The sequence below is a fragment of the Enterobacter sp. 118C5 genome (genome assembly GCF_034107645.1).
In the GTDB taxonomy this organism is placed as follows: Bacteria; Pseudomonadota; Gammaproteobacteria; order Enterobacterales; family Enterobacteriaceae; genus Enterobacter; species Enterobacter nematophilus.
On the sequence record NZ_JAWNEU010000010.1, the window covers coordinates 106,079 to 126,820 of the forward strand.

Consider the following 20,742-nt stretch of genomic DNA (forward strand, 5'->3'; position numbering starts at 1 on the left):
CGGGAAGGTATTACGCGTCCGGGTACTCACGGATAAAACGTTCAACGTCTTCAACCATATGGTTGTTACCGACGAAGAACGAACGACGCTGGTGCAGGCTTTCCGGCACGATGTCCAGAATACGCTCTTTACCGTCGCTCGCCTTGCCGCCCGCCTGTTCGGCGAGGAACGCCATCGGGTTGCATTCGTACAGCAGGCGCAGCTTCCCGTCCGGGTGGCTGGCGGTGCTTGGGTAGAGGTAGATACCGCCTTTCAGCAGGTTACGGTGGAAATCCGCGACCAAAGAACCGATATAGCGGGACGTGTACGGGCGCTGGGTCGCTTTATCTTCTTCCTGACAGAATTTGATGTACTTCTTCACGCCGCTCGGGAATCGGATGTAGTTGCCTTCGTTAATGGAGTAGGTGTTGCCCTTCTCCGGGAAGCGCATACGTTCCTGGCACAGGCAGAAGACGCCCAGTGAAGGATCGTAGGTAAAGGCGTGAACGCCGCATCCGGTGGTGTAGACCAGCATAGTGGAGGAGCCATAGACGACGTAACCGGCCGCAACCTGTTTACTACCCGGCTGCAGGAAATCTTCTTCTGTTACCGGCGTGCCGACAGGCGTAACGCGGCGGTAGATGGAGAAAATGGTACCGACAGAAACGTTAACGTCGATGTTGGAGGAGCCGTCGAGCGGATCCATCAGTACGACGTATTTCGCGTGTTCACACCCTTCGAATACAACAATTTCATCTTCTTCTTCGGAGGCGATACCCGCAACGATGTCGCGCGCGCGCAGTGCAGCTTTCAGTTTTTCATTTGCGAACAGATCGAGTTTCTGCTGAACCTCGCCCTGAACGTTCTCGGCACCGCTGGCACCCAGGATATCGACCAGACCGGCCTTGTTGATATCACGGTGGATGATCTTAGCGCCCAGCTTTATTGCCGACAGCAAAGCAGTGAGTTCACCCGTAGCATGAGAGAACTCGTGCTGCTTTTCGACAATAAATTCACCTAACGTTTTCATAACACTTTCCCTGCATCTTTGTGAGTAGAGCGATTGTATGTTCACTAAAACGACTAAAGCCCAACAATCTTAACAAATATTCAAATAGTAGCGCAGAGGTGAATCGCGCCAGCAATATACGGATTTACCTGAAATGCGTTTCACAGCCGCTAACATGTGAGTAAAATGTGCGCCACATTGAAGAAGGATAGTGACGTATGCGCATTCATATATTGGGGATTTGTGGCACTTTCATGGGCGGACTGGCAATGCTGGCGCGCTCGCTGGGCCATGAAGTGACAGGTTCGGACGCCAATGTGTATCCGCCGATGAGCACGCTTCTGGAGAAACAGGGCATCTCGCTGATTCAGGGCTACGATGCCAGCCAGCTGGATCCGGAGCCGGATCTGGTCATCATTGGCAACGCCATGACCCGCGGCAACCCGTGCGTTGAAGCGGTGCTGGAACGCAATATTCCGTTCATGTCCGGCCCACAGTGGCTGCATGACTTCGTGCTGCGCGACCGTTGGGTGGTTGCCGTTGCCGGTACCCACGGCAAAACCACCACCGCCGGCATGGCGACCTGGATCCTCGAAGCCTGCGGCTACAAGCCGGGCTTCGTGATTGGCGGCGTGCCGGGTAACTTCGACGTCTCTGCGCGTCTCGGCGACAGCCCGTTCTTCGTGATTGAAGCGGATGAATATGACTGTGCATTCTTCGACAAGCGCTCCAAGTTCGTGCATTACTGCCCGCGCACGCTGATCCTCAACAACCTTGAGTTTGACCACGCGGACATCTTTGACGACCTGAAAGCGATTCAGAAACAGTTCCACCACCTGGTGCGCATTGTTCCGGGCCAGGGCCGCATTATCCTGCCGGAGAACGACATCAATCTGAAGCAGACCATGGCGATGGGCTGCTGGAGCGAGCAGGAGCTGGTGGGCGAGCAGGGTCACTGGCAGGCGAAAAAGCTCAACGCGGATGCCTCCGAGTGGGAAGTGCTGCTCGACGGTGAGAAAGTGGGCGAGGTGAAGTGGGGCCTGGTGGGCGAGCACAACATGCACAACGGCCTGATGGCGATCGCTGCGGCGCGCCACGTGGGCGTGCTGCCTGCGGATGCCGCTAATGCGCTGGGGACGTTTATCAACGCCCGCCGTCGTCTGGAGCTGCGCGGTGAAGCGAACGGCGTGACGGTGTATGACGATTTCGCGCACCACCCAACCGCCATTCTGGCGACGCTTGCGGCGTTACGCGGCAAGGTTGGCGGCACCGCGCGCATTCTGGCGGTGCTGGAACCGCGCTCGAACACCATGAAAATGGGCATCTGCAAAGACGACCTCGCGCCGTCCCTGGGACGCGCCGACGAAGTCTTCCTGCTGCAGCCGCAGCATATTCCGTGGCAGGTGGCTGAAGTGGCCGACGCCTGCATTCAGCCTGCGCACTGGAGCGCGGACGTGGATGTCTTAGCGGATATGGTGGTGAAAGCCGCACAGCCTGGCGACCACATTCTGGTGATGAGCAACGGCGGGTTCGGTGGGATCCATCAGAAGCTGCTGGACGGTCTGGCTAAGAAAGCCGAGGCCGCAGAGTAAAATAAAGCCCGGTGGCGCTAGCGCTTACCGGGCCTACATTACTCTTCTCCCTCTCCCCTATGGGGAGAGGGCTGGGGTGAGGGGGAAACAGGCGGTTCGATATTACTCTGCGTTCTCAGACAGCTCGCGCAGATACTGGAAAATCAGGCGCGCGGACTTCGGCGGCTTATTCCCTTCTTTCTCTTTCTTCGCGTTGCGGATCAAAGAACGCAGCTGCTGGCGGTCGGCATCCGGCCACAGGTTCAGCACTTCCGGTACCGCATCATCACCCTGTTCAATCAGACGATCGCGGATCTGCTCCAGCTTATGGAACAGCGCAACCTGCTGGTTGTGGCGGTTTTTCAGCTTGTCCAGCGCCTGACGGATCGGATCCACGTCGCGCTGACGCAGCATTTTACCGATAAGCTGAAGCTGGCGACGACGGCCTTCTTTTTTGATTTTCTGTGCCAGTTCAATGGCATCACGCAGATCCTGGTCGAGCGGGATCTTATCCAGCGCGTTTTTACCCAGTTCTACCATTTCCGCGCCAAGCTGTTTTAACTCTTCGGCGTCACGTTTAATTTCACTTTTACTGACCCAGATGATCTCATCATCTTCGTCTTCGATGTCATCACCGGGAACGTCGTCGAGCCAGTCTTCGGGCTGCTTAGTCATGTCAGGCTCCTTAAAAAAAGAGGCTAATGTTACCAGTTAAGACGCGCACTGAAAAACGGTTCTCTGTTAGACTTCACTTAACTCTCTCTTACAGTATGGCATTTGCGATGAAAGTAACCTCACAAGTTGAAGCGCAGCGTAAGATTTTGGAAGAAGCCGTCTCCACCGCGCTGACGCTCGCTTCAGGTAAATCAGATGGCGCCGAAGTGGCGGTCAGCAAAACCACCGGCATTAGCGTTAGCACCCGCTATGGCGAAGTGGAGAATGTAGAATTTAACAGCGATGGCGCGCTTGGGATCACGGTGTATCACCAGAACCGCAAAGGCAGCGCGTCGTCTACCGATCTCAGCCCGGATGCCATTGCCCGTACGGTGCAGGCGGCGCTGGATATCGCCCGTTACACCTCGCCGGATCCTTACGCAGGCGTGGCGGATAAAGAGCTGCTGGCGTTTGACGCGCCGGATCTCGATCTTTTCCACCCGGCGGAAGTGACGCCGGATGAAGCCATTGAACTGGCCGCGCGCGCCGAGCAGGCGTCTTTGCAGGCCGACAAGCGCATCACGAATACTGAAGGCGGCAGCTTCAACAGCCACTACGGCATCAAAGTCTTCGGCAACAGCCACGGCATGCTGCAGGGCTACTGCTCAACCCGTCACTCGCTCTCAAGCTGCGTCATCGCCGAAGAGAACGGCGACATGGAGCGCGACTACGCCTACACCATTGGCCGCGCGCTGGGGGATTTACAGTCCCCTGAGTGGGTGGGTAAAGAGTGTGCCGAACGCACGCTGTCTCGCCTGTCGCCGCGTAAGCTCTCCACCATGAAAGCCCCGGTCATTTTTGCCAATGAAGTGGCGACCGGCCTGTTTGGCCATCTGGTGGGCGCTATCGCGGGCGGTTCGGTTTATCGTAAATCGACCTTTCTGCTCGACTCGCTGGGCAAGCAGATCCTGCCGGACTGGCTGACTATCGAAGAACATCCGCACCTGCTGAAAGGGCTGGCCTCCACGCCGTTCGACAGCGAAGGCGTGCGCACGGAACGCCGCGATATCGTTAAAGACGGCATTCTGACCCAGTGGCTGCTGACCAACTACTCCGCGCGCAAGCTGGGGCTGAAAAGCACCGGACATGCGGGCGGGATCCACAACTGGCGCATTGCCGGTCAGGGCCTGAGCTTTGAGCAGATGCTGAAAGAGATGGGCACCGGCCTGGTCGTCACCGAGCTGATGGGCCAGGGCGTAAGCGGCATCACCGGCGACTACTCGCGCGGTGCGGCGGGCTTCTGGGTCGAAAACGGCGAAATTCAGTATCCGGTGAGCGAAATTACCATCGCCGGCAACCTGAAGGACATGTGGCGCAACATCGTTACGGTCGGTAACGATATTGAAACACGTAGCAATATACAGTGTGGTTCTGTATTACTGCCGGAAATGAAAATCGCCGGCCAGTAATACCCGAAAAGCGTTTTAATAATAAAAAAGGAAGTGAGCAATGCGTAAACACCTGTTAGCGATCGTCGCGGCTTCAACGCTGGTTCTTGGCTCTTCTGCGTTTGCTGCCGATCTCGAAGACAACATGGACATCCTCAGTCAAAACCTGAAGGTCGTGCAGAAAACGGACAATGCGGCGGAAATGAAAGGCGCACTGACCAAAATGCGTGAAGCGGCGCTGGACGCGCAAAAAGCGACGCCGCCAAAGCTGGAAAGCAAAGCGGCAGACAGCGCAGAGATGAAGGACTATCGCCACGGCTTTGACGTGCTGGTCGGCCAGATCGACGGTGCGCTGAAGCTGGCTAACGAAGGCAAAGTGAAGGAAGCCCAGGCTGCGGCTGACCAGTTTGTGGCGACGCGTAACACGTATCACAAAAAATATCGTTAATTGGGTGCCTGAGCTGTACGTCCTTTCCCCGTATGCGGAGGCGCACTAAGCGCCCCCGCATCCTTGCTCCCTACTGGCCGGAGCGACAATCCATCCGCGCTGTCACTTCAAGCGAGCCGTTTCGAAAACGGATCTCGCACAGTGTTTTCCTCGTCACCAGCGTTAAAATGATTATTGTCAAAGCAACAATCATCGAAACCCGGATAATTGGGGATTGGCGTTTCATGGATGCCTCCTTGCTTTAAAGCGGGCGAGGTAGCGAACTCCACGGTCGTGACGTGTCGTTTCGAGCCCCCGCCCTGATTTTCTATCAGGCGGGGCTTTCCACTTTCCGTCCCATGCCTGAGACGGTCAGTCTCAAGCACCCGCAGCCACTCTAGCGAATCCTCATAAGAAAACCTTATCCACGTCACATTTCTACGAGCCTGCTCGTAAACTTTTCCACTCTGCTTACCTGTTTAGTACCGCTTAATAGCGTGATATTCATCACGTAAATACAGCGGTTTAACCATATTCACCATATTTATGTGGCACAGATCACTGCTGCGGCTCGCCTTTCCACTTTGAAGTGGAAAACAACTCGCTACAAACAATTCCCCCCCAACGTTAGTTTTATTCCAGAGCCATTAACGGGGTAAGACGAGTGATTAACGGAGCGGTAATGAACGACGTTGGGGAACAGGCGGTGCAAACAGAACAGCTCGCGACCACCATGCTGCAGCAGGTTTATGCCCTGCTGGCCCGGCACAACATCATCCCCAATGCGGTACAGGAGCAGATGCTCACCTCCCACGTGCGCGCAATGGCGCACCGGTCAGTAACCGGCGAGCCGCTGCCGGAGGTAGAAGCAGAGCTGTTTGACGAAATTTCACCAGATTCAATGCAGCTTGCCCGTGAAGTGGTGGCGCAGTTTGGCAACCTTCCTGATGAAGAAGCCTGGCTGCTCTCCGTTCACTTTGAAGTCGCGAAAGACAACCTTTAAGGAGCAACACATGGAACAGATTACAGTCGTGATTGGCGATCGCCTGGGCAAAGGTCAGAAAGTGGCTGCCGGCGTGGAAAAAGCAGGCGGACGCGCGGTTGTCGTGCCGGGCATGGCGGCGGACATGAAGCTCGGTGACGTGATGAAAGCGGAAAACGCCACCTTCGGCATCTCCTTCTGCGGCAGCGGCGGCGCGGGCGCTATCACCGCGCAAACCAAATATGGCTACAAGGCCAAATACGGCATGCGTTCGGTTGAAGAGGGCGTGACCGCCATCAACGAAGGCTGCAACGTGCTGGGCTTCGGCTTTATGGATAAAGAAGAGCTGGGCGAGCGTCTTGTGCAGGCGTGGCAGAAAAAATACGGCGCATAAGCATGAAAGAACAGTTCACAACCACGGTGAGAGTGAAGGGGAAGGGCGACGCCAAAGCGCGCGCCTTTGCCGACGCGCTCAACCACGTTCAGGCCGCGGTGATGAAAGCCTCACCGCATATCTTACTGCGTATTGAGCCACAGGATGTGCAGGTTGTTCAGGCGCAAGAAGCGGTGCGTAAAGAAGCGTTTCTGTTCTTCTTTTTGCGCCGGGAAAGACGCACCTACAGCGTGGAGCTGGATGTGACCGTCAACGTGACCGCCATCAATCTCGACCAGGTGGATTTCGTCACGCAACGCTGATTATTCATAAAAAGGGCAGACTGATGTTCTTAATTATATTAATAAAATCGCTCATCATTGGCGGCCTGGTTGGCGTCGGTGTCGGAGCCGGGGCTGCACGCATGTTTCATGCGCCTACCACTCAGGGTATGGGCGCGTTTCGTACGTTGGGGGAACTGAACTCCTGTGAAGGGGATCCGGCGTCCCACTTCTCCTTTGGGTTAGGTTTCTTCTTTAACGCCTGGGCCTCTTCCGTGGCTGCGGGTGCCTTCACACAGGACGTAGACCACCGCATCATCCCGAACTGGGGTGCTGCTGCACTGATGATCAAAAACCGTAACGTCGGCGAAACGCTGCACGACCCGCGCAAAATGGCGATTGCCTGCGGCGTGATTGGCATGCTCGTCGTCACCTTCCTGAACCTGACCGCCTCCTCCGTGCCGGCAGCGCTTCAGGTCACCGCCGTGAAGGTGCTGGTGCCTGCGGCTAACCTGCTGGTTAACACCGTGATGCCGGTGATCTTCTGGCTGGCGGCCATCGACGCGGGTAAAAAATCGGGCTTCTGGGCCACCATCTTTGGCGGCGCGGCGCAGCTGATCATGGGCAACGCCGTACCGGGCCTGGTGCTGGGGATCCTGATTGGGAAAGGCGTGGAAGAGAGCGGCTGGAACCACGTCACCAAAGTGATGATGGCGGCCATCGTCCTGCTCTTCGTGCTGAGCGGCTTCTTCCGCGGCTTCGACATGAAGATGATCGAATCCTTCCATCTGACCGTGCCGAACTGGCTCGACATGATCCACAACTCGCTCAGCGGTAAATAACAGGAGCCTCTACATGGAACAGAATAAAGGTTTTTGGTATGCCGACTGGTCGTTCCCGATCTTCGTTGGCCTGCTCTCCTCCGGCGTCTTCGCCGGGACGCACATGTACTACCTCTACGGCATCGGCGCGTTTAACGAAGTGGCCTTCGTGGCGATGCTGAAAGCGGGGATCGATACCGGCGTCTACGGCGCGGTGGCGGCGTTCGGCGCAAGCTTCCTGTTCGCCCGCATTATCGAAGGGGCGCTGGTGGGTATTCTCGACATCGGCGGGGCGATCCAGACCGGCGTGGGCCTCGGCGTACCGGCGCTGCTGCTGGGCGCGGGGATCATGTTCCCGGTGACTAACTTCATCGCCTCGCTGATTACCGGCCTGGTGATTGGCCTGGCGATCGGCTACGTCATCATCCTGGCGCGTAAGTTCACCATCAACCAGAGTAACTCCACCTACGGCGCAGACGTGATGATGGGCGCGGGTAACGCCTCCGGCCGCTTCCTCGGGCCGTTGATTATCCTCAGCGCCATGACCGCCTCCATTCCAATCGGCGTTGGCTCTCTGGTAGGTGCGCTGCTGTTCTACATCTGGCAGAAGCCGATTACCGGTGGCGCCATCCTCGGCGCAATGATTTTGGGCTGGCTGTTCCCGGTCGCCCTTTAATACCCGCGGGCGCTCCGGCGCCCGCCTTATCAGGAGATCCTCATGTTTGATTTACTCCTGCGCCGTGCGCGCCTCGCCGACGATACCCTGACCGATATCGCCATTCAGGACGGGAAGATCGCCGCGACGGGCGAAATTGACGCTCCCGCCCGCAAGACGGTTGAGCTTCACGGTGACGTGTACGTCAGCGCAGGCTGGATTGATTCCCACGTTCACTGCTACCCGAACTCCCCTATTTACCACGACGAGCCGGACAGCGTGGGCATTGCCACCGGCGTCACCACCGTGGTGGACGCGGGCAGTACCGGGGCCGACGACGTGGACGATTTTTACGACATCACCTGCAAAGCCTCCACCGAAGTCTTTGCCCTGCTGAACATCTCCCGCGTGGGGCTGATTGCTCAGAACGAGCTGGCCAACATGGCAAACATTGACGCCGACGCGGTGAAGCAGGCGGTGAAGCGCCACCCGGATTTTATCGTCGGCCTGAAGGCGCGCATGAGCAGCAGCGTGGTCGGTGAAAACGGCATTACGCCGCTGGAGCGCGCGAAAGCCATCCAGAAAGAGAACGGCGACCTGCCGCTGATGGTGCACATTGGCAACAACCCGCCAAACCTCGACGAAATTGCTGAACTGCTGAGCTCCGGCGACATCATTACCCACTGCTACAACGGCAAGCCCAACCGCATTCTGACGCCTTCCGGCGAGCTGCGCGCCTCCATCACCTCCGCCCTGAAGCGCGGCGTGCGTCTGGACGTCGGCCACGGCACGGCGAGCTTCAGCTTCGAGGTGGCGAAACGCGCCATCGCGATGGGCATTCTGCCGCACACCATCAGCTCGGATATCTACTGCCGCAACCGCATCAATGGCCCGGTTGGCTCGCTTTCGAGCGTGATGTCGAAGTTTCTCGCCATCGGCATGTCATTGCCGCAGGTGATTGACTGCGTCACCGCGAACGCCGCCGACGGCCTGCGCCTGGCGCGGAAGGGCCGCATCCAGCCGGGTCTCGACGCGGATTTAACGCTGTTCACGATTAAACGCCAGCCAACGGTGCTGACGGATGCCGAAAACGACAGCCTGCAGGCTGAACACATTCTGGTGCCGCTTGCCGCGATCCGCGCGGGCAAGGGCTACATGACCGAACAAGGGAGCACGGAACATGCCTTCGATTTATGAGAAGTACAACTTAAAGCAGGTGATTAACACCTCAGGCCGCATGACGGCGCTGGGCGTCTCCACGCCGCGCCCGGAAGTGGTGCAGGCGGCGATGGACGGCATGAATCACTATTTCGAAATGAAGGATCTGGTCAACAAAACCGGGGAATACATTGCGAAGCTGCTGGATGTGGAAGGCGCGACGGTGGTCTCCTGCGCGTCGGCGGGCATTGCCCAGTCCGTGGCGGCGGTGCTGGTGAAAGACAGCGACTGGCTGCTGGAAAACCTGCACGTCACCCCAATCGAGAACAACGAAATCGTGCTGCCGAAAGGCCACAACGTTAACTTTGGCGCGCCGGTCGGCACCATGGTGGCGCTGGGCGGCGGAAAGCTGGTGGAGGCGGGATACGCCAACGAATGTTCCGCCGATCAGCTGGCGGCGGCAATCACCCCGCGCACGGCGGCGATCCTCTACATCAAATCGCACCACTGCGTGCAGAAAAGCATGCTCAGCGTCGAGCAGGCGGCGGTGGTGGCGCGTAAACACTCCCTGCCGCTGATCGTCGATGCCGCGGCGGAAGAAGATCTGCACATGTACTACCGTTCCGGCGCGGATCTGGTGATCTACAGCGGCGCGAAGGCAATTGAAGGGCCAACCAGCGGGCTGGTGATCGGCAAAACCCAGTACGTTGAGTGGGTGAAGCGCCAGACGGCGGGCATTGGCCGCGCGATGAAGGTCGGCAAAGAGGGGATCCTCGGCCTGACCTGCGCCATCGAACACTACCTGACGGCCACCAAAGAGAGCGGCGCCGAGATGGTGGCGAAGATGACGCCGTTTATCGACGCGCTCAACACCCTGAACGGCGTTACAGCGCGCGTGGTCTGGGACAGCGCGGGTCGTGATATCGCCCGCACCGAAATTAAGTTCGACGAAGCCACGACCGGCGTCGGCACCGGTGACCTGGTGGCGAAGCTGAAGCAGGGCGAATACGCCATCTATTTCCGTGGCTACAAGGCCAACGAAGGGATTATCGAAGCGGACGTGCGCAGCGTGAGCGCTGACCAGCTGAACATCGTGTACCGCCGCATTAGCGAAGTATTAGGACAGGAGAAAAACGCATGAAACTGACCCCCAATTTTTACCGTGACCGCGTCTGCCTGAACGTGCTGGCAGGCTCGAAAGCCAACGCCAGCGCCATTTACGAGGCGGCGGAAGGTCACGTGCTGGTGGGCGTGCTCTCCAAAAATTACCCGGACGTGGCGAGCGCTGTCGCGGATATGCGCGAGTATGCCGCGCTGATTAATAACGCGCTTTCCGTGGGGCTGGGCGCGGGTGACCCGAACCAGTCGGCGATGGTGAGCGAAATTTCCCGTCAGGTGCAGCCGCAGCACGTCAACCAAGTCTTCACCGGCGTGGCCACCAGCCGCGCGCTGCTGGGGCAGAATGAATCGGTGGTTAACGGTCTGGTCTCCCCAACCGGCACCGTGGGTATGGTCAAAATCTCCACCGGTCCGCTGAGCAGCAGTGCGCCGGACGGCATCGTGCCGGTTGAAACCGCGATAGCCCTGCTGAGAGATTTCGGCGGCAGTTCCATCAAATACTTCCCGATGGGCGGCCTGAAGTGCCGCGACGAATATCAGGCGGTGGCGGAAGCCTGCGCCCGTCACGACTTCTGGCTGGAGCCGACGGGGGGTATCGATCTGGAAAACTATGAGGAGATCCTGCAGATCGCCCTCGACGCGGGCGTAAGCAAGGTCATCCCGCACATCTACAGTTCAATTATCGACAAAGCCAGCGGCGACACGCGTCCGGAAGACGTCCGTACGCTGCTGGAAATGACGAAAAAACTGGTGAAGTAACAAAAAAAAACAACACCCCTCACCCCGGCCTTCTCCCCAAAGGGGAGAGGGTGTAATCGTCCGCTCTCCCCTTTGGGGAGAGGGTTAGGGTGAGGGGGATAAAACACCGCACACACCTGAAGGAGCCATCATGCACACTCGTACCCTGCTTGTCGCTTCACTCTCTTTGCTTGCCACTGCCGCTGTCGCCCAGACGCAATACGCCTGGGTGGGTACCTATAATCCCAACGGGGAAGGGGTGTACCGCTTTACGGTTGACCCGCAAACCGGCGCGCTCGATAACAAGATGCTGGTGAGCACGCTGCCGAACGCCGCGCAGCTGGCCGTCTCGCAAGACGGCAAAACGCTGTATCTGGCAAGCGAAGTGGAGCAGGGCGTGGTGCAGGCACTGCGCATCGGCGATGACGGCGCGCTGGGCGAGCTGAATCAGGTGGCCTCCGGCGGCGCGGGGCCGGTGTATCTTTCGCTGACGCCAAACGGCAAGCATCTGCTGGTGGCGAATTACGTCAGCGGATCGATTGCCGTTTTGCCCGTCAACGCGGACGGCAGCCTGGGTGACGCTACGGACAAACATCAGGACCAGGGAGAACCGGGCGCGGCGAAGCCGGAAGCGGCTGTCGAGGGTAGCTTTGCCATCAGCGATCACAACGGCCCCCATGCGCACATGATCGCCGCCGATCCGAGCGGGAAATACGTTTTTTCTACCGATCTGGGGCTGGATCGCATCTATCAGTACCGCTTTGACGATCGAACAGGAAAGCTTACGCCGAACGATCCGCCGTTTATCAGCGCCTCCTCAAAAGGCGCCGGTCCGCGCCACTTTGTCTTTACGCCGAAGGGGGATGCCCTGTGGCTGATTAACGAAGAGGCGTCTACGCTCACCCATTATGCGCTGGACAGCAGCGGCAGGCTGAAAGAGGGCAAAACGATCTCTGCCCTGCTGGACGGCTATAAAGGTACCAGCTTTGCAGCCGGGCTCGCATTAAGCGCCGACGGTAAGCAGCTGTATGTGGCGAACCGTTTGCATAACAGCATCGGGCACTTTACCGTAACAGCGGAGGGCACGCTGACGCATCAGGAGGATGTCTGGACCCGCGGCGACTATCCGCGCACCCTGACGCTCGATAAACAGGGACGCTGGCTGTACGTCATGAACCAGCGCAGCGACAACATTACCCGTTTCCGCGTGGCGCAGGACGGCAAGCTGAGCTTCGAGCCTGACTATACCCCGGTCGGCAGCCCATCCCAGATGGTCATTTCACCCTGAGCAGTAAGAGGACAACGACGTGCGATTTCCGAACCAACGTTTAGCGCAACTTTTCGATCTGTTGCAAAACGAGACGCTGCCGCAGGACGAGCTGGCGCAGCGGCTGTCGGTATCCACGCGAACCGTCCGCGCAGATATCACCGCCCTGAACGCGCTGCTGGCGAGCCACGGCGCGCAGTTTATTCTGAGCCGGGGCAACGGCTACCAGCTTAAAATTGACGATGCCGAGCGCTATCAGCAGCTGCAGGCATCGCATCCGCGCGCGCTGCGTATTCCCCGAACGGGACCGGAGCGCGTGCACTATCTGGTGGTGCGTTTCCTGACGTCGGCGTTTTCACTTAAGCTTGAAGATCTGGCCGACGAGTGGTTTGTCAGCCGCGCCACCTTGCAGAGCGACATGGTGGAAGTGCGCGAGTGGTTCCAGCGCTATAACCTGACGCTGGAAACCCGCCCGCGCCACGGCATGAAGCTGTTTGGCAGCGAGATGTCGGTCCGCGCCTGCCTGACCGATCTCCTGTGGGAGCTGGCGCAGCAGGACAGCCTCAACCCGCTGGTGACGGAGGTCGCGCTCAACGCCGGGGTACCGGAGCAGATGGTGGTCGTGCTGCACGACGCGCTCACCCGGCACCACATTCGCCTGACCGACGAAGGCGAGCTGTTCCTGCGCCTGTACTGCGCGGTGTCGGTGCGTCGTATCAGCGAAGGTTTTCCGCTGCCGGAATTCCACGCCGAAGACGTGGAAGAGAACGTGCGGGAAGCGGCGAAGGACATAGCGGTGGCCATTCAGGAGCTGGCGGGCAAAGCGCTGTCGCCGTCCGAAGAGAGCTGGCTGTGCGTGCACATTGCGGCGCGGCAGATCCAGGAGATCGCCCCCAGCGCGATTAACGCCGACGACGACGAAGCGCTGGTCAACTACATCCTGCGCTACATCAACACCCACTATAACTACAACCTGCTCAGCGACGCGCAGCTGCACGCGGATCTGCTCACGCACATTAAAACCATGATCACCCGCGTGCGATATCAAATCATGATCCCCAATCCGCTGCTGGATAACATCAAGCAGCACTACCCGATGGCGTGGGATATGACCCTCGCGGCGGTGTCGAGCTGGGGCAAATACACGCCGTACGTGATCAGCGAAAACGAGATTGGCTTTCTGGTGCTGCATATCGGCGTCGGGCTGGAGCGCCACTACAACATCGGCTACCAGCGCCAGCCGCGCGTACTGCTGGTATGCGATGCCGGTAACGCGATGGTCCGCATGATTGAGGCGGTGCTCCAGCGCAAATACCCGCAGATCGAGGTGACGCGCACGCTCACCCTGCGCGAGTACGAGCTGGCGGATGCCATCGGCGAAGACTTTGTTATCTCCACCGCCCGCGTTAGCGAAAAATCCAAACCGGTGGTGACGATCGCCCCGTTCCCGACCGATTATCAGTTAGAGCAGATCGGCAAGCTGGTGCTGGTGGACCGCACCCGCCCGTGGATGCTGGAGAAATACTTCGACGCGGCCCATTTCCGCATTCTCGACAAGCCTGTTGACCAGCAAACGCTGTTCCGCGAGCTGTGTGACCAGCTTGAACGCGAAGGCTTTGTTGGCGCGGAGTTTCTGGATTCGGTCGTTGAGCGTGAAGCTATCGTCAGCACCATGCTCGGCGACGGCATCGCGCTGCCGCACTCCCTCGGCCTGCTGGCGCAGAAAACGGTGGTCTACACGGTGCTGGCGCCGCAGGGCGTTCAGTGGGGGGATGAAACTGCCCATGTGATCTTCCTGCTCGCCATCAGCAAAAGCGAGTACGAAGAGGCGATGGCGATTTACGACATCTTCGTCACCTTCCTGCGAGAACGCGCGATGGCACGCCTGTGCCAGTGCGGAGATTTTGCCGGGTTTAAGGCGGTGGCGATGGAGAGTTTGAGCCGGTTTTGAGGTAAGGGCGGACGGATAACATCCGCCTTTAATTAGCGCAGATGATGCACTACCTGGTTACTGCTGCCGCGCCAGATCAGCATAGGGTCTTTTAAATCCTGCACGAACTTGCCGTCGACCAGGACGTTAATCAAATCCACGACTTCCTTCTGAGCTGCATTCAGTTCTTCCAGCTTATATCCCGTCCAGACCCAGATATCTTTTCCCGCGCACTCGCGGCGAATGCGTTTCACCAGCTTAAGGATCTCCGGCACGTTTTGCGGGTGCAGCGGATCGCCGCCGGAGAGGGAAATCCCCTGGCGTTTGATGCGCGTGTCGTTCAGGTCGTTGATGATTCGGTCTTCCATCTCGGCGGTAAACGGCATGCCGGAATTTACGCGCCATGTGCTTTTGTTGTAGCAGCCGGGGCACTCATGAACGCAGCCTGAAACGAACAGGGTGCAGCGGGTGCCGGGGCCGTTGACGATGTCGACGGGGTAGTATTGATGGAAATTCATAGCGTTAACCTGATGCCCTTATCCCTCACCCCGCCCTCTCCCCACAGGGGAGAGGGAGAAAGGCCGCACCGAGCAGTCCCCTCTCCCCTGTGGGGAGAGGGTTAGGGTGAGGGGAAAATTCGATGAAGAACTTACCCTATCTGCCCATTCCCCAAATGCTTCACGCGGCGCTTCACCTCTTCCTGCTTGCCGGCGTTAAACGGACGCGCGTCCGGGCTGCCGAGATAGCCGCACACGCGACGGGTCACGGAGACGCGAGCCGCATCGTGGTTGCCGCATTTCGGGCAGGTAAAGCCTTTGCTCGTACACTCGAACTCACCGGTAAAGCCACACTCGTAGCACTCGTCGATTGGCGTGTTGGTTCCGTAATACGGCACGTGCTGATAGCTATAATCCCACACGTCTTCCAGCGCCTTCAGGTTGTGCTGGATGTTCGGGTACTCGCCGTAGCAGATGAAGCCGCCGCTGGCGATAGGCGGATACGCCGCTTCGAAGTCGATCTTGTCGTACGGGTTCACCTTTTTCTCCACGTCGAGGTGGAAGCTATTGGTGTAGTACCCTTTGTCGGTCACGCCTTCCACAACCCCGAACTCGGCGGTGTCCAGACGGCAGAAGCGGTCGCACAGGTTCTCGCTCGGCGTACTGTAGAGGCTAAACCCGTAGCCAGTTTCCTCTTTCCACTGGTCAACCGCGTCGCGCAGGTGCTGGACAATCGCAATGCCTTTTTCGCGCAGAGCCTCGCTGTCGTACATATGCGTGTCGCCAGCCAGGGCGTTGATGGTCTCGTGAATGCCGATATAGCCCAGCGAAATTGACGCGCGGCCGTTTTTGAAGATCTCAGACACGTCATCGTCCGCCTTCAGGCGCACGCCGCAGGCCCCTTCCATATAAAGGATTGGCGCCACGCGGGCTTTCACCCCTTCAAGGCGTGCGATACGGGTCATCAGCGCCTTGCGCGCCAGCTGCAGGCGTTCATCCAGCAGTGTCCAGAATTCAGCTTCATTGCCTTTGGCCTCCAGCGCGATGCGCGGCAGGTTCAGGCTGATGACGCCCAGGTTGTTACGCCCGTCGTGGATCTGCTCGCCGTTTTCATCTTCGTACACGCCGAGGAAGCTGCGGCAGCCCATTGGCGTTTTAAACGAGCCGGTCACTTTGACGACCTGATCGTAGTTCAGGATGTCCGGGTACATGCGCTTGCTCGCGCACTCCAGCGCCAGCTGTTTGATATCGTAGTTTGGATCGCCAAACTTGTGGTTCAGGCCGTCGCGGATGGCGAACACCAGTTTCGGGAACACCGCGGTTTTGCGGTTCTTGCCGAGGCCGGAAATACGGTTGCGCAGAATGGACTGCTGGATCAGGCGTGATTCCCAGCTGGTGCCCAGGCCAAAACCGAAGGTCACAAACGGCGTCTGCCCGTTGGCGGTGTGCAGCGTGTTCACCTCATACTCCAGCGACTGGAACGCGTCGTAGCACTCTTTCTCGGTGCGGGAATGTGCGTAGCCGTCCGCGTCCGGGATCTGCCACTCTTCGGCGGTTTTACGGTGCTTGTTGAAGCTCGCCGTCACGAACGGAGCCAGCACTTCGTCAATGCGGTTAATGGTGGTCCCGCCATAAATGTGGCTCGCCACCTGAGCGATGATTTGTGCCGTTACCGCTGTCGCCGTGGATATCGACTTAGGCGGTTCAATCTCGGCGTTACCCATTTTAAAGCCCTGGGTCAGCATGCCTTTCAGGTCGATCAGCATGCAGTTGAACATCGGGAAGAACGGCGAATAGTCGAGATCGTGGTAGTGGATCTCGCCGCGCTCGTGCGCCGAAACCACGTCGCGCGGCAGCAGATGCTGACGGGCATAGTGTTTGGCGACGATACCGGCCAGCAGGTCGCGCTGGGTCGGGATCACTTTGCTGTCTTTGTTGGCGTTTTCATTGAGCAGGGCAGAGTTGGTCTGCTCCACCAGGCCACGGATCTCCTGGTTCAGGCGTCCACGCTTCTCGCGCTGCACGTCGCGATCGTGGCGATACTCAATGTAGGCGCGGGCTAACTGTTTGTAGGGGCCAGCCATCAGCTGGTTTTCAACCGCGGTCTGGATCTCGTTGATATCGACCTGGCTGCGTTCAGTCATCTGGCTGCTAACGACTTCTGCGACGGTGGCGCAGTAATCTGCGTCATCGACTCCCGCTGCTTTAGCTGCACGCAGAATGGCTTCCTGGATGCGCTCTGATTTAAACGGCACTTTACAGCCATCACGTTTCATCACATGCGGTGTCATGATCACTCCATTTTTAAAAACAGGTTATCCACAGAGGTGGAGAAGTATTCACCGGACGTATTCCCCGCCAGGCCAAAGACTTCCCGCGTTCCCAGCTCGTGTTATCCACAATTCCGGCCAGCGTAAGCGCCGTCTTGTTGTTGGAATAGTAGACGATTAATACAAGATGTTGGGTCGGCGTGCATTTTAAGTTCTACATATAGTGATTTGCATCAAACAAGTTTGCGATTTATTTGACGCAGAACAAAGTAAAAAGACGAGAGTACAAACGGCGGGCGCTTCAGCCTTTGTAAAGACGCGGAGGAAAAATCTGATTAATTATTCAACAAAAACAAGCGCTCAGCACGGCACGTGCTGAACGCCGTTCGGTTAACCCACCGCGCAGGCCCAGCTCAATCCTGCCTGTAAAAAGGCTGCGGTAGCGATACTGCCCAGTATCACCGGAATAAGAAGGGAGCGGTCAGGAGCCGCATCCTGTTTTTGAGGTTCTTCAGCACTGAGGGCGGACATCGCCTCTTCCCGGGTGCGCGCTGCCAGAAGCCGCTCGCGCACTCGATCTTCCGTCAATAAACTGGTCAGCGTCGTCAGCAGCTGCATGTGGGTACTGCCTGCTTCTGCGGGCGGAATGGCGAGCAGAAAAACCATTCTCACCTCTTCATCACCGTCCAGACCCGGCCAGCGTATCGGGTCGTCAAAAAGCGCCAGACAAAACGCCGCCTGCTGCACCGCCTCGCTTTTACCGTGCGGAACAGCGAGCGCTTCACCCAGCGCGGTAGGGCCTTCGCTTTCGCGTTTTAAAACGCTCTGGATAAACGTTTCTTCGTCGCTGATGATATTTCGCCCGGCGAGCGGTTCGGCGAGCCAGCGGATCAGCGCTTCAGGCGTACGGTGCGGCGGGTTGATAAAAACCAGATCGGGGTGCGTCAATGCAAGCAAGTTCATATTAAGCCTCCATCAAAAAATCGCAGGTTGCGGAAGGGGGGATTGCGGTTACTGGCTGCACGGGCTCTTCCAGATAGTTGATCTGACGAAGCCCTGCCAGCGCTGCCGGGACGGGAGCCGGCTGCGTCCCGGCGTTAAACACCCGGACGACCGTGCCATTCGACCGTTGCGCATGGGGCAGGGCAGACAGGACTAGCGGCTCTGGCAGGCTCAATAATGAGAATTCAGCCGGAAGCTGGCGGTCGGGCAGGCGCAACGCAAAGCGCTCAAGGCGGTGATCGAGCGAGTGTAATGATTGCCGCTGGTAGGAGAAGGGCTGCCCGGCCGCCTGATTTTCCAGCTGGCGAAGCGTGAGGTGGTCGGCGCTGTCGGCCAGTGCGACGGTAAATGAAAAGTGCAGCGGTTTCAGCAACTGGGCATCGGGGGTCTCAACCACCGTATTATTAATGCCCGACGCCCGGCCCGGCCGCCAGTCGAGATCGTTGCGCCCGAGCACGCCCGTCGCTTTAAACATCGTCAGGGCAATCGCCGCCGGTTCGCTGCCAATGACCTGAAACTCCTTCATACCGCGGCTATTAACCACCAGCGCTTTGCCCGCTCCCGCGACGGCAATAATGCCTTCGGTGGTTTCGATATCCACGGGCATCTCGCGATAGCGCTCCTGCCAGTTTTCACTCTCACATCCCGTTTCGCGCTCAATTATCGCGAAGGGCTGGGAGGCGATAGCGTGACGGGTGTGAATATCGCTGCCGATCAGTAAACGTAGCCGGTGATCGCAGTGGCTGTTTTCAAGCGTACTCTCGACATACAGGTTCGGATCGTCATGGCGTAATTCGCACGTCAGGTGAAGGGATAGCGGCGTTCGGGCGGCATCCTGACGGCCTGCGAGATCCTGCGGAAGAAGCATCGTGGCTTCGACGACCAGCTTTTCGACAAGCGGCGTTTTCAGGCAGTCGACGAGCGTAAAATGGGAACAGCGCGTCGGCGCGTCGCCCGCAAGCGGCGAGAAATCGTAGCTATCGCCCGCGTCCGCGCAGTCTTCGAGGGTAAAGAAAGAGGGGATGCGCCTGCCGCTGCGCTTGTCTTTCAGGGTAAGCGTTCCGGCGTCCAGCGACAGCCGATAATGCGTATTCTCTATCTCGCTGCCCTTTACCTGTTCAGGCAGGCGGAACGGTGCAGGGTTATCTTCCACGTTAACGGCGATGTAGCCGACCGACGGCAGAACCGGGGTCTGGACCGCAACGTGCCAGCGGAAGTAAGGGGGAAGGGGCGTTTCACACTCGCCTTCGGCGGTAAGGGAGATCGCCGTTCCGCCGGGCAACACGTCTCTTTTCAGGACGTCGAAGGGGAGGGTCTGCCCCTGATACGTCAGCGCGATATTGTCAGCGCGGCTATAAAGCGTGGCTTTCACCACGCGCTGCGTTTGCGTGGCCAGCGGGTTGAAAATCATCACGTCGCCTTCCCAAGCGCAGGCGGCGGCCAGGGTTTTCACCACCAGGTTCCACAGGCTGTGGCACAGCTGTTCGGTTTGCTCCAGCCGATGCAGAATGTCGCGGTTGGTGGCATCGCTGTTACAGCCGCCGATGGAGTCATGGGCATGGCTTCGCAACAGCTTCTTCCAGAGCGTATCGACCACTGACAGGTTGACCGGGATCCCCAGATGACGCGCCATGGCGATTGTCGGCTCAAGCTGCCGCAGGATGAACTGCTCAACGTCATCATTTTTCTTTTTGATGTCGTAGCGCACGGAGCCGATCGTTTTATGGATGCGGGTGTAGCGCGGCGATTTCAGCTCTCCTTCCCAGCGTTCAAACTGCTCACGCTGCGCGCGCAGAATGTCGACGTAGCGCTCCAGCGAACTGATAACGTAACGGTCCTCGTCCGGGGACTGTGCGCTGGCGACCTGCAGGATGTTCGGCAGCGCCGGGTCGATGCTAACCTGATCGCCGCCGCAGGGCAGCAGCAGGTCATTTATTCCGGCCCGCGAGCGCAGGAGATTGACCATCGGGTAGATTTTACCCTGCAGATGGCAGGGCTCCGAATGCATATTTTTAGCCGCGCCATAGCCGAGCGCCATCGCGCATGCGATAACGGTCGCCCCTGACGGCGCGCGCCAGAGGAACTGGCTGCTTTTGGCGTGCCTGTCGTGATCGATACCGCGCCAGAAGACGATGTTGTCGAGATTGCAGCCCTGCAAAATGGTGGGCATCTGCGCATTGTGGCCGAAGGTATCCGGAAGATACCCAACCTGCATGGCGTGCCCCAGCTTACGGGCGGCGAAGATGCCGTACTTGAGGTTGCGGATAATCGATTCGCCATGCACGTTGTAGGTGTCCGTCTGGGTATACCACGGCCCCACGAAAATTCTTTTCTCTCTGACCAGCGTTTCCAGCCTGGTGCGATAATCGGGATTGACGGCGAGAAAGTCCTCCACCACCGCCATCTGTCCGTCAAGGTGATAGCAGCTGTAAGCCGGGTCCTGCTCCAGCGTGTCGATGACGTCCGCAAAGTTATATGACGCCAGCACCATGCTGTCCTGACGGGTGAAATACCACTCCTGATCCCAGTGCGTGTGGGCAATGACGTGGATCTGATTCATG

General features: G+C 58.4%; 20 protein-coding genes. 13 read left to right on the forward strand and 7 right to left on the reverse strand.

Annotated elements, in window-relative coordinates; translation table 11 throughout:
* Positions 1 to 10: 10 nt before the first annotated feature.
* Positions 11 to 1,009, reverse strand: coding sequence for a class 1 fructose-bisphosphatase (gene fbp, locus UTO39_RS16600; protein WP_320727600.1), 999 nt, complete (start codon positions 1,007 to 1,009; stop codon positions 11 to 13).
* Between the two features lie 197 nt (positions 1,010 to 1,206).
* Here fbp and mpl point away from each other — a divergent pair, with 197 nt between their 5' ends.
* Positions 1,207 to 2,580 (forward strand): UDP-N-acetylmuramate:L-alanyl-gamma-D-glutamyl-meso-diaminopimelate ligase, encoded by a 1,374-nt coding sequence (gene mpl, locus UTO39_RS16605; protein ID WP_061099437.1) that lies wholly within the window; start codon positions 1,207 to 1,209, stop codon positions 2,578 to 2,580.
* A 102-nt stretch (positions 2,581 to 2,682) separates the two neighbouring features.
* On the opposite strand, the gene yjgA is transcribed toward mpl, so the two are convergent.
* Positions 2,683 to 3,234 carry a ribosome biogenesis factor YjgA gene (gene yjgA, locus UTO39_RS16610; protein ID WP_028015295.1) on the reverse strand — a complete coding sequence of 184 codons (552 nt, stop codon included), beginning with the start codon at positions 3,232 to 3,234 and terminating at the stop codon, positions 2,683 to 2,685.
* 95 nt (positions 3,235 to 3,329) lie between these two features.
* Between yjgA and pmbA the strand changes: the two genes are divergently transcribed.
* Entirely contained in the window at positions 3,330 to 4,682 is a 1,353-nt protein-coding gene (gene pmbA, locus UTO39_RS16615) for a metalloprotease PmbA (protein WP_151413011.1), read from the forward strand.
* A gap of 40 nt (positions 4,683 to 4,722) precedes the next feature.
* The gene (gene cybC, locus UTO39_RS16620; protein ID WP_028015297.1) at positions 4,723 to 5,109 is read left to right on the forward strand and encodes a cytochrome b562; all 387 of its coding nucleotides are present in this window, start codon (positions 4,723 to 4,725) and stop codon (positions 5,107 to 5,109) included.
* Between the two features lie 70 nt (positions 5,110 to 5,179).
* On the opposite strand, the gene UTO39_RS16625 is transcribed toward cybC, so the two are convergent.
* A complete protein-coding gene (locus UTO39_RS16625) occupies positions 5,180 to 5,335 on the reverse strand; it encodes a Hok/Gef family protein (RefSeq protein ID WP_041911460.1) in 156 nt (51 codons plus the stop codon).
* Between the two features lie 417 nt (positions 5,336 to 5,752).
* Here UTO39_RS16625 and UTO39_RS16630 point away from each other — a divergent pair, with 417 nt between their 5' ends.
* From UTO39_RS16630 to UTO39_RS16675, 10 genes are all read left to right on the forward strand, one after another.
* Complete coding sequence (locus UTO39_RS16630; RefSeq protein ID WP_119917024.1) at positions 5,753 to 6,091, forward strand: PRD domain-containing protein; 339 nt, start codon at positions 5,753 to 5,755, stop codon at positions 6,089 to 6,091.
* A 10-nt stretch (positions 6,092 to 6,101) separates the two neighbouring features.
* Positions 6,102 to 6,464: an SFCGS family glycine-rich protein gene (locus UTO39_RS16635; protein WP_023293430.1), complete on the forward strand. Its 363-nt coding sequence runs from the start codon at positions 6,102 to 6,104 to the stop codon at positions 6,462 to 6,464.
* A gap of 2 nt (positions 6,465 to 6,466) precedes the next feature.
* Positions 6,467 to 6,766, forward strand: coding sequence for a DUF4312 family protein (locus UTO39_RS16640; protein ID WP_006810338.1), 300 nt, complete (start codon positions 6,467 to 6,469; stop codon positions 6,764 to 6,766).
* A gap of 23 nt (positions 6,767 to 6,789) precedes the next feature.
* A complete protein-coding gene (locus tag UTO39_RS16645; RefSeq protein ID WP_023310182.1) occupies positions 6,790 to 7,566 on the forward strand; it encodes a DUF4311 domain-containing protein in 777 nt (258 codons plus the stop codon).
* Between the two features lie 13 nt (positions 7,567 to 7,579).
* Complete coding sequence (locus UTO39_RS16650; RefSeq protein WP_320727601.1) at positions 7,580 to 8,221, forward strand: DUF4310 family protein; 642 nt, start codon at positions 7,580 to 7,582, stop codon at positions 8,219 to 8,221.
* A gap of 42 nt (positions 8,222 to 8,263) precedes the next feature.
* Complete coding sequence (locus tag UTO39_RS16655; RefSeq protein WP_320727602.1) at positions 8,264 to 9,397, forward strand: amidohydrolase/deacetylase family metallohydrolase; 1,134 nt, start codon at positions 8,264 to 8,266, stop codon at positions 9,395 to 9,397.
* The gene (locus UTO39_RS16660) at positions 9,381 to 10,499 is read left to right on the forward strand and encodes a DgaE family pyridoxal phosphate-dependent ammonia lyase (protein WP_320727603.1); all 1,119 of its coding nucleotides are present in this window, start codon (positions 9,381 to 9,383) and stop codon (positions 10,497 to 10,499) included. Before UTO39_RS16655 ends, UTO39_RS16660 begins: the two co-directional genes overlap by 17 nt.
* The gene (gene dagF / locus UTO39_RS16665) at positions 10,496 to 11,236 is read left to right on the forward strand and encodes a 2-dehydro-3-deoxy-phosphogluconate aldolase (RefSeq protein ID WP_320727604.1); all 741 of its coding nucleotides are present in this window, start codon (positions 10,496 to 10,498) and stop codon (positions 11,234 to 11,236) included. The genes UTO39_RS16660 and dagF overlap by 4 nt, the downstream gene beginning before the upstream one ends.
* A gap of 130 nt (positions 11,237 to 11,366) precedes the next feature.
* Positions 11,367 to 12,503, forward strand: a complete 1,137-nt coding sequence (locus UTO39_RS16670) for a lactonase family protein (protein WP_320727605.1) — start codon at positions 11,367 to 11,369, stop codon at positions 12,501 to 12,503.
* Positions 12,504 to 12,522: 19 nt separating this feature from the next.
* Complete coding sequence (locus UTO39_RS16675; protein ID WP_320727606.1) at positions 12,523 to 14,433, forward strand: PRD domain-containing protein; 1,911 nt, start codon at positions 12,523 to 12,525, stop codon at positions 14,431 to 14,433.
* Positions 14,434 to 14,465: 32 nt separating this feature from the next.
* On the opposite strand, the gene nrdG is transcribed toward UTO39_RS16675, so the two are convergent.
* From nrdG to UTO39_RS16695, 4 genes are all read right to left on the reverse strand, one after another.
* Positions 14,466 to 14,930 (reverse strand): anaerobic ribonucleoside-triphosphate reductase-activating protein, encoded by a 465-nt coding sequence (gene nrdG / locus UTO39_RS16680; RefSeq protein ID WP_320727607.1) that lies wholly within the window; start codon positions 14,928 to 14,930, stop codon positions 14,466 to 14,468.
* 131 nt (positions 14,931 to 15,061) lie between these two features.
* Positions 15,062 to 17,200: an anaerobic ribonucleoside-triphosphate reductase gene (gene nrdD, locus UTO39_RS16685; protein ID WP_320727608.1), complete on the reverse strand. Its 2,139-nt coding sequence runs from the start codon at positions 17,198 to 17,200 to the stop codon at positions 15,062 to 15,064.
* Positions 17,201 to 17,569: 369 nt separating this feature from the next.
* On the reverse strand, positions 17,570 to 18,142 hold the full coding sequence (locus UTO39_RS16690) for a fructose PTS transporter subunit IIA (protein WP_266179843.1): 573 nt from the start codon (positions 18,140 to 18,142) through the stop codon (positions 17,570 to 17,572).
* A 1-nt stretch (position 18,143) separates the two neighbouring features.
* A complete protein-coding gene (locus UTO39_RS16695) occupies positions 18,144 to 20,741 on the reverse strand; it encodes a glycoside hydrolase family 38 C-terminal domain-containing protein (RefSeq protein ID WP_320727609.1) in 2,598 nt (865 codons plus the stop codon).
* Position 20,742 lies beyond the last annotated feature (1 nt).